This is a genomic window from Roseateles sp. GW835-FHT13E02, assembly GCF_058794035.1.
This window is the reverse complement of sequence record NZ_JBXAGJ010000019.1, coordinates 120,460-126,850: the sequence shown is the minus strand read 5'-3', so window position 1 is coordinate 126,850 and position 6,391 is coordinate 120,460. Positions and strand designations below refer to the sequence as shown.

Here is a 6,391-nt window from a genome sequence, read left to right as displayed (position 1 = left end):
GTGAGCACCGAGGGGAGTCGGCTCGCAGAGCCGACCCGCGAACCATGAGCCCGGCGGCGGGCCGAGCCACCGCAGCGAGCCAGATCAAGACGGCGTAGGTTCACCGTGTGCGGTTACATGAACAGCTTCACAGACGAAAAAAAGCCCAGCGGATGCTGGGCTTGAAGGGCACGTTTGGGAGCCGGCGGGGCCGGCCTCAGCGGTGCCGAGGAGACAACTGATGCGAGAAGGCTCAGGCGGCAGCGCGCTTGGAAGCGCGGGTGGCCGTTTGGGTGGCCTTGACGGCGCTGTTGGTGGCGGCCTCGAAGTTGGCTTCGGCCACTTCGGTGGCTTGCTTGGCTGCCTTTTGCACGGTCTCGAAGGCGTTGTTGGCGGCAGCGACGGCGCTCTTCACCAGGGCGACGGCGTTTTCGGTGCCGGCCGGTGCGTTCTTGGCAGCGTTTTCGACCACGGCCGAGAACTTGGCCTGGATGTCGGCCAGCTGGGCTTCAGCGACCTTGGCCACTTCGGCATTGGTGCTGGAGGCGATGTCGTACAGATGGCGGCTGTAGGAAGCGGCCTTCTCGGCGCTGGGCTGCAGCAGGGCGCTTTGCAGGGCCAGCAGCTCTTGAGCGTCCTTCACCGACAGGGCGGCGTGGGTCGACTCAGCGACTTCGCTCAGGGCGGTCTTGGCCACTTGCAGGTTCAGTTCGACCAGCTTTTCCACGCCTTCGAAAGCCTTGTTGGTCAGGCCAAACAGGGTTTCGACATTGGCTTTGTGGGCGGCGATGATTTGTTCGGTAGTCAGCATGGAGCACTCCTGATGGGGGGTGACCCCCGTTGATTCGATGGATGAAATCGTTCGACAGCGATAAATGTTGCACTGCAACAAAACGAAGTATAGGGATGCCGGGCGGCTTTGCAAGACATTTTTGCTGCGGCGCAGCAAATTAGGGGGATTCGCCGGAATTCCTGCCTTCTTCCGCAGCTTGGCGCCGCGCGGTGACGCCCCCATGACAGGCACGGAATGCCACCGCCCGCTATGGTGTGCACCTATGCAGGCCTTTCATTCCGACGCCCATTCCCTGGCCTTGCCGCCGGGTCACAGCTTTCCCGCCAGCAAGTACCGCCTGCTGCGCGAGCATTTCGAGTCCGAGCCCGGTCTGCTGCGCATGGCGCCGGCGCCGGCTGCCAGCGAGGCGGAACTCTGCCTTGTCCACACGCCGGAGTACGTGAACGCGGTGCTGCAGGGCCAGTTGAGCGCGGCCCAGCAGCGCGAGATCGGTTTCCCCTGGTCGCCCTCGATGGCGGCGCGCTCGCTTCATTCGGTAGGCGCCAGCATTGCGGCAGCCCGCGCTGCCCTGGCCGAGGGCGTGGCCGCGAACATGGCCGGCGGCACCCACCATGCCTTTGCCGACCGGGGCTCGGGCTACTGCGTCTTCAACGATGTCGCGGTGGCCGCGCGCCTGATGCAGCGGGAGTGGAGCGCGCAGGCCGGGCCGGGCGATTCGCGGCTGCGCGTGCTCGTGATCGATCTCGATGTCCACCAGGGCAATGGCACGGCCGCCATTTTTGAGGGCGACGACAGCGTGTTCACCTTCTCCATGCACGGCGCCAAGAACTTCCCGGCCCGCAAGGAGCGCAGCGATCTCGATGTGGAGCTGCCCGATGGCTGCAGCGACGAGCCCTATCTGCAGGCGCTGGGCCAGGCGCTCGAAGAGATCTGGGCTCGCCATGCCGCCGCAGGTGCCATTCCCGGCCTGGCCTTCTACCTGGCCGGCGCCGACCCGCACGAAGGCGACCGCCTCGGCCGCCTCAAGCTCAGCAGCGCCGGCCTGCTGGAACGCGACCGGCGCGTGCTCTCCGCCCTGCGCCAGCGTGGCATCCCTGTGGCCCTCAGCATGGCCGGCGGCTACGGCCACGACATCGCCACCACGGTGGCGGTGCAAGCCAACACGCTCAACGAAGCAGTCAGGGCCTGGGCGGCGTGGCGGCTGCGGTGAAGGCTGGGGCCGGTCGTCTTGAACCTTTGTGGTTGAATTTCCCCCGACCGTCGGCTGTTTCGGCCACGCCTCTTTCTTCTTTGTCTTTTGCCCACCCGGACGCTGCGCGCGCTATATGACCTCACCCAATCTGTTCCAGCAACCCACGCCTGCCGACACGGCCGCCGTGGACACCGCCATCGTGACCCGGCGCTCCATGCGCGCCTTCTTGCCCACCGAGGTGCCGGAGAGTCAGATCGAGGAGATCCTGAACGTGGCGTCCCGGGCGCCGTCGGGCACCAACACCCAGCCCTGGCAGGTCCATGTGCTGACCGGCGCGGCGCGCCAGCGCCTGGTGGACCGCATCCAGGCGGCCTACCTCGACCCGGCCGAGTTGGCGAAGCACACGGAGGAATACGCCTACTACCCGACCGAATGGGTCTCGCCCTACATCGACCGCCGCCGCAAGGTGGGCTGGGACCTGTATGGCCTGCTGAACATCGCCAAGACCGACAAGGCCCGCATGCAGGCGCAACATTCGCGCAACTTCCAGTTTTTCGATGCGCCGGTCGGCCTGATCTTCACCATCGACCGCGTCATGCAGCAGGGCAGCTGGCTGGACTACGGCATGTTCCTGGAGAACGTGATGATCGCGGCGCGCGGCCGCGGCCTCCACACCTGCCCGCAGGCCGCATTCACCCAGTTCCACCGCCTGATCGCCGAAGAGCTGCAGCTGGCACCCAGCCAGATGGTGGTCTGTGGCATGGCGCTCGGTCACGCCGACCCCGCCGCGATGGAGAACAGCCTGCTGACCGAGCGCGCAGCGGTGGCCGAATTCACGCGCTTCTACCGTGATTGAGCGCGGCGGGCGCGTGAAGAGGGGCCAGGTCTTGCGCACCTGGGGCAGCCGGGTCACGGCGATGCTGTTGGCGGGCGCCGCCGGCCCGGCCCTGGCGGCCGATCTGGACGGCAGCCGTTTCGGCGCGCTCTGGGGCCTGCCGTTTGCGGGCCTGCTGCTGTCCATCGCCCTGATGCCCTTGCTGGCGCCGGCGATCTGGCACCGCCATTTCGGCAAGATCAGCGCCGGCTGGGCCTTGGTTTTGCTGCTGCCGCTGCTGGCGCGTGAGGGCGCCGGCACGACGGGCGGCGTGTTGCTGCACACCGCCGTGGCCGAGTACCTGCCGTTTGTGATCCTGCTGACGGCGCTGTTCACCACCGCGGGCGGCATCTTCATCCGCGGCAATCTGCATGGCAGCCCGGGGCTCAATGTCGGCCTGCTGGCGGTGGGCGCGGCCCTGGCCAGCGTGATGGGCACGACGGGGGCGTCCATGCTGATGGTGCGGCCGCTGATCCGCGCCAACGACAACCGCCGCCACAACGTCCATGTGCTGGTGTTCTTCATCTTCATCGTCAGCAATGCCGGTGGCGCGCTGACGCCGCTGGGCGACCCACCGCTGTTCCTGGGTTTTCTGCAAGGCGTGAGCTTCTTCTGGACCCTGCAGAACCTGGCGCCGCAGACCCTGTTCATGGTGGGCAGCCTGCTGGCCATCTTCTACGGGCTGGACCGCCATTTCTACCGCCGCGAAGGCGTGCTGCCGCGCGACCCCACGCCGGACGACCACCGCTTCGGCATCGAGGGCGGCCTGAACTTCGCCTTGCTCGGCGTGGTGGTGGGCCTGGTGCTGATGAGCGGGCTGTGGAAGCCGGCGCACCCGGGTTGGCAGCTCGGCAGCGTGAGCCTGAGCCTGCCGGCCCTGCTGCGCGATGGCGCCCTGATCCTGGTGACCCTGGCCTCGGTCGTGCTGACGCCCCGTGATGTGCGTGCGCGCAACCAGTTTTCTTGGGCGCCCATGCTGGAGGTGGCCAAGCTCTTTGCCGCCATCTTCGTGACCATGGCGCCGGTGCTGGCCATGCTCAAGGCGGGCGAGCAGGGGGCGTTTGCCGCCGTCACCCGCGCCGTCACCGCGCCCGATGGCCAGCCCATGCCCTGGGCCTACTTCTGGTTCAGCGGCTTGCTCTCGTCCTTCCTGGACAACGCGCCGACTTATCTGGTGTTCTTCAACCTGGCCGGGGGTGATGCGGCGCAGCTGATGACGACGCTGGCGCCCACGCTGGTGGCCATCTCGGCCGGCTCGGTGTTCATGGGCGCCAACAGCTACATCGGCAATGCGCCCAACTTCATGGTCAAAGCCATCGCCGAAGAGCGCGGCATCGCCATGCCCAGCTTCTTTGGCTATATGGTCTGGTCGGGCGCGGTCTTGATCCCCTTGTTTGTCGTGATGAGCCTGATCTGGTTCTGAGGAGTGTTGTTCTTCATGTCGAACCTTGCCGCCCCCAAACCGCGCGTGCTCTTGGCCCGCCGCATCTTTCCGGACATCGCCGCGCGCATGGCCGTGGCCTTTGACCTCGACTACGCCGATGACGATCAGCCCCTGAGCCCGGAAGCCTTGCGCCAGCGCCTGCAAGGCAAGCTGGGGCTGTTCGCCTCCGGCACCGAGCAGATCACGGCCGAGCTGCTGGACGCCTGCCCCGAGCTGCGCGTCATCAGCCTGATGACCGTGGGCCACAACAATGTGGACCTGGCCGCTTGCAGCGCGCGCGGCGTGCGCGTCAGCAATGCGCCCGATGTGCTGACCGAAACCACGGCTGACTTCGGCTTCGCCTTGATGATGTCCGCGGCCCGGCGCATCAGCGAAAGCGAGCATTACCTGCGCCGCGGCGATTGGAAGCAATGGCGGGTGGACCTGTTCGCTGGCGCCGACATCCACGGCACCACCCTGGGCATCCTCGGCATGGGCCGCATCGGCCAGGCCATCGCACGGCGCGGCGCCCTGGGCTTTGGCATGAAGGTGATCTATCACAACCGCAGCCGCCTCGCGCCCGAGCACGAGGCGCCCATCGGCGCCCGCTGGGTCAGCAAGGAGGCGCTGTTGCGCGAGGCCGATCACCTCGTCATCGTCGTGCCCTACACGCCGGCGTCTCACCACCTGGTGGCCGAGCAAGACCTGGCCCTGATGAAGCCCAGCGCCACCCTGACCAATATCGCCCGGGGCGGCGTGGTGGACGATGTGGCCCTGGCCCGCGCGCTGCAGCAAGGTCGACTGGCCGCAGCCGGCCTCGATGTCTTCGAGGGCGAGCCCCAGGTGCACCCGGACCTGCTGGCCTGCGCCAATGTCGTGCTCACGCCGCATATCGCCAGCGCCTCGGTGCCGACGCGGCGGGCGATGTGCGAGCTGGCCGAGGCCAATTTGCGGGCTGCATTCAGCGGGCAGCCGATGCCCACCTTGCTCAACCCTTGAGCCGACTGTCGCTCCGCGCACAGCGCGCGGAGCGTGCGTCCGGTTTGAGCTGAAGACAAGGCAGAATCCCCCGCCTGTCGCATCCGCTGAGATGCGCTGATAAAAAAGAAAACCAGGAGGGTCACATGCTTTGGAACAAGGGCAAAACAAGCGATCGATGCGCCCTGCGCGCACCCGCTGAGCGGCGGGACCCCGCGGCTTGGCCGACTTGGTCTGCAGCTGCGATGCTGCTTTTCAGTCTGGGTGGCGCGGCCCAGGCCGAAACTGCCGAAGCCAGCGTAGGCGCGACGAGCCCGGTGCCGCGCACCGTGGCGGTGATCTCGGCCATTGGTGATCGCATCACCATCGTGCGTCAGCGTGAGCAGACCGGCACCCATCTGGCGCCCTACACCCGCAAGGAAGTGCGGCTGGACCCGGTGACGCTGAATCGCCTGGTGTTGGACGGCATCGATGAGGGCTTCAAGCAGAGCGAACCGCAAACCCGCCGCGTGCTGCTGGATTGGCTGCCGCCGGAAGAGGCCATGGCCTACGTCGACGAAAAGCGTTATGTCCAGCGCGAGGAGCGCCTGGAGTCACTGCTGATCGAGCACCTGCGCGCCGTGCCGGAGCGCGGCCAGTGGGACGAGATCGTGGCGGTCTTGCCCAAATGGCACATGTCCAGTGTCAAGGGCATGGGCGAGCGCCTGGCCGGCATTGGCATCTATATTCAACCGCTTGCCCGCGAGCGTTACACCGGCCTGGAGTCCTCGGGCAATGGCGATCTGAGCCTGCAGGCTGAAGGCCAAGCCGATGGTGACTACCAGACCATCGACCCCAAGACCGGCGAAAAGGGCGCCAGCTCGGTGTTCGTCGCCGTCTACATGTACTTCCAGACGGTGACGCTGGATGCGCGCACCCTGGCGGTCAAGAAGCGCGAAGTGCGTCGGGACAGCGTCCGCTACCACGACCCGAACTCGACCGCGATCAACATCGGCCGCATGTTCGATTCGGGCTTCTTGTCTCAAGCCCTTAGCAACGTCGTGCAGCGCTCGTCAGAGCGCGCCGTGACCGGCGACGTCATCGTCAGCCCGGCCCGCAAGGTCGACACCCCTGCCGAAACGCCCAAGCCCTGAACGGCGGCGCCTGGTCCCG

General features: G+C 66.8%; 6 protein-coding genes. 5 read left to right on the top strand and 1 reads right to left on the bottom strand.

Translation table 11 applies throughout. The features are described from left to right. Positions 1 to 232: 232 nt before the first annotated feature. Positions 233 to 790 carry a phasin family protein gene (locus AC1Q6P_RS18220; RefSeq protein WP_102766338.1) on the bottom strand — a complete coding sequence of 186 codons (558 nt, stop codon included), beginning with the start codon at positions 788 to 790 and terminating at the stop codon, positions 233 to 235. A 244-nt stretch (positions 791 to 1,034) separates the two neighbouring features. Here AC1Q6P_RS18220 and AC1Q6P_RS18215 point away from each other — a divergent pair, with 244 nt between their 5' ends. From AC1Q6P_RS18215 to AC1Q6P_RS18195, 5 genes are all read left to right on the top strand, one after another. Further along, the gene (locus AC1Q6P_RS18215; RefSeq protein ID WP_492665371.1) at positions 1,035 to 1,982 is read left to right on the top strand and encodes a histone deacetylase family protein; all 948 of its coding nucleotides are present in this window, start codon (positions 1,035 to 1,037) and stop codon (positions 1,980 to 1,982) included. Between the two features lie 115 nt (positions 1,983 to 2,097). Further along, positions 2,098 to 2,820 (top strand): nitroreductase, encoded by a 723-nt coding sequence (locus tag AC1Q6P_RS18210; protein ID WP_492665370.1) that lies wholly within the window; start codon positions 2,098 to 2,100, stop codon positions 2,818 to 2,820. Positions 2,821 to 2,881: 61 nt separating this feature from the next. Continuing rightward, positions 2,882 to 4,261 (top strand): sodium:proton antiporter, encoded by a 1,380-nt coding sequence (locus AC1Q6P_RS18205; RefSeq protein ID WP_492665374.1) that lies wholly within the window; start codon positions 2,882 to 2,884, stop codon positions 4,259 to 4,261. A 15-nt stretch (positions 4,262 to 4,276) separates the two neighbouring features. Continuing rightward, complete coding sequence (locus tag AC1Q6P_RS18200) at positions 4,277 to 5,260, top strand: 2-hydroxyacid dehydrogenase (protein WP_492665369.1); 984 nt, start codon at positions 4,277 to 4,279, stop codon at positions 5,258 to 5,260. A gap of 224 nt (positions 5,261 to 5,484) precedes the next feature. After that, complete coding sequence (locus AC1Q6P_RS18195) at positions 5,485 to 6,372, top strand: hypothetical protein (RefSeq protein WP_171826870.1); 888 nt, start codon at positions 5,485 to 5,487, stop codon at positions 6,370 to 6,372. Positions 6,373 to 6,391: the final 19 nt, after the last annotated feature.

Excerpts from the sequence above, each read along its gene's own strand:
- AC1Q6P_RS18205 (WP_492665374.1), top strand. The coding sequence starts at position 2,882 with ATGCTGTTGGCGGGCGCCGCCGGCCCGGCCCTGGCGGCCGATCTGGAC.
- AC1Q6P_RS18215 (WP_492665371.1), top strand. The coding sequence starts at position 1,035 with ATGCAGGCCTTTCATTCCGACGCCCATTCCCTGGCCTTGCCGCCGGGT.
- AC1Q6P_RS18200 (WP_492665369.1), top strand. The coding sequence starts at position 4,277 with ATGTCGAACCTTGCCGCCCCCAAACCGCGCGTGCTCTTGGCCCGCCGC.
- AC1Q6P_RS18195 (WP_171826870.1), top strand. The coding sequence starts at position 5,485 with ATGCTGCTTTTCAGTCTGGGTGGCGCGGCCCAGGCCGAAACTGCCGAA.
- AC1Q6P_RS18210 (WP_492665370.1), top strand. The coding sequence starts at position 2,098 with ATGACCTCACCCAATCTGTTCCAGCAACCCACGCCTGCCGACACGGCC.
- AC1Q6P_RS18220 (WP_102766338.1), bottom strand. The coding sequence starts at position 790 with ATGCTGACTACCGAACAAATCATCGCCGCCCACAAAGCCAATGTCGAA.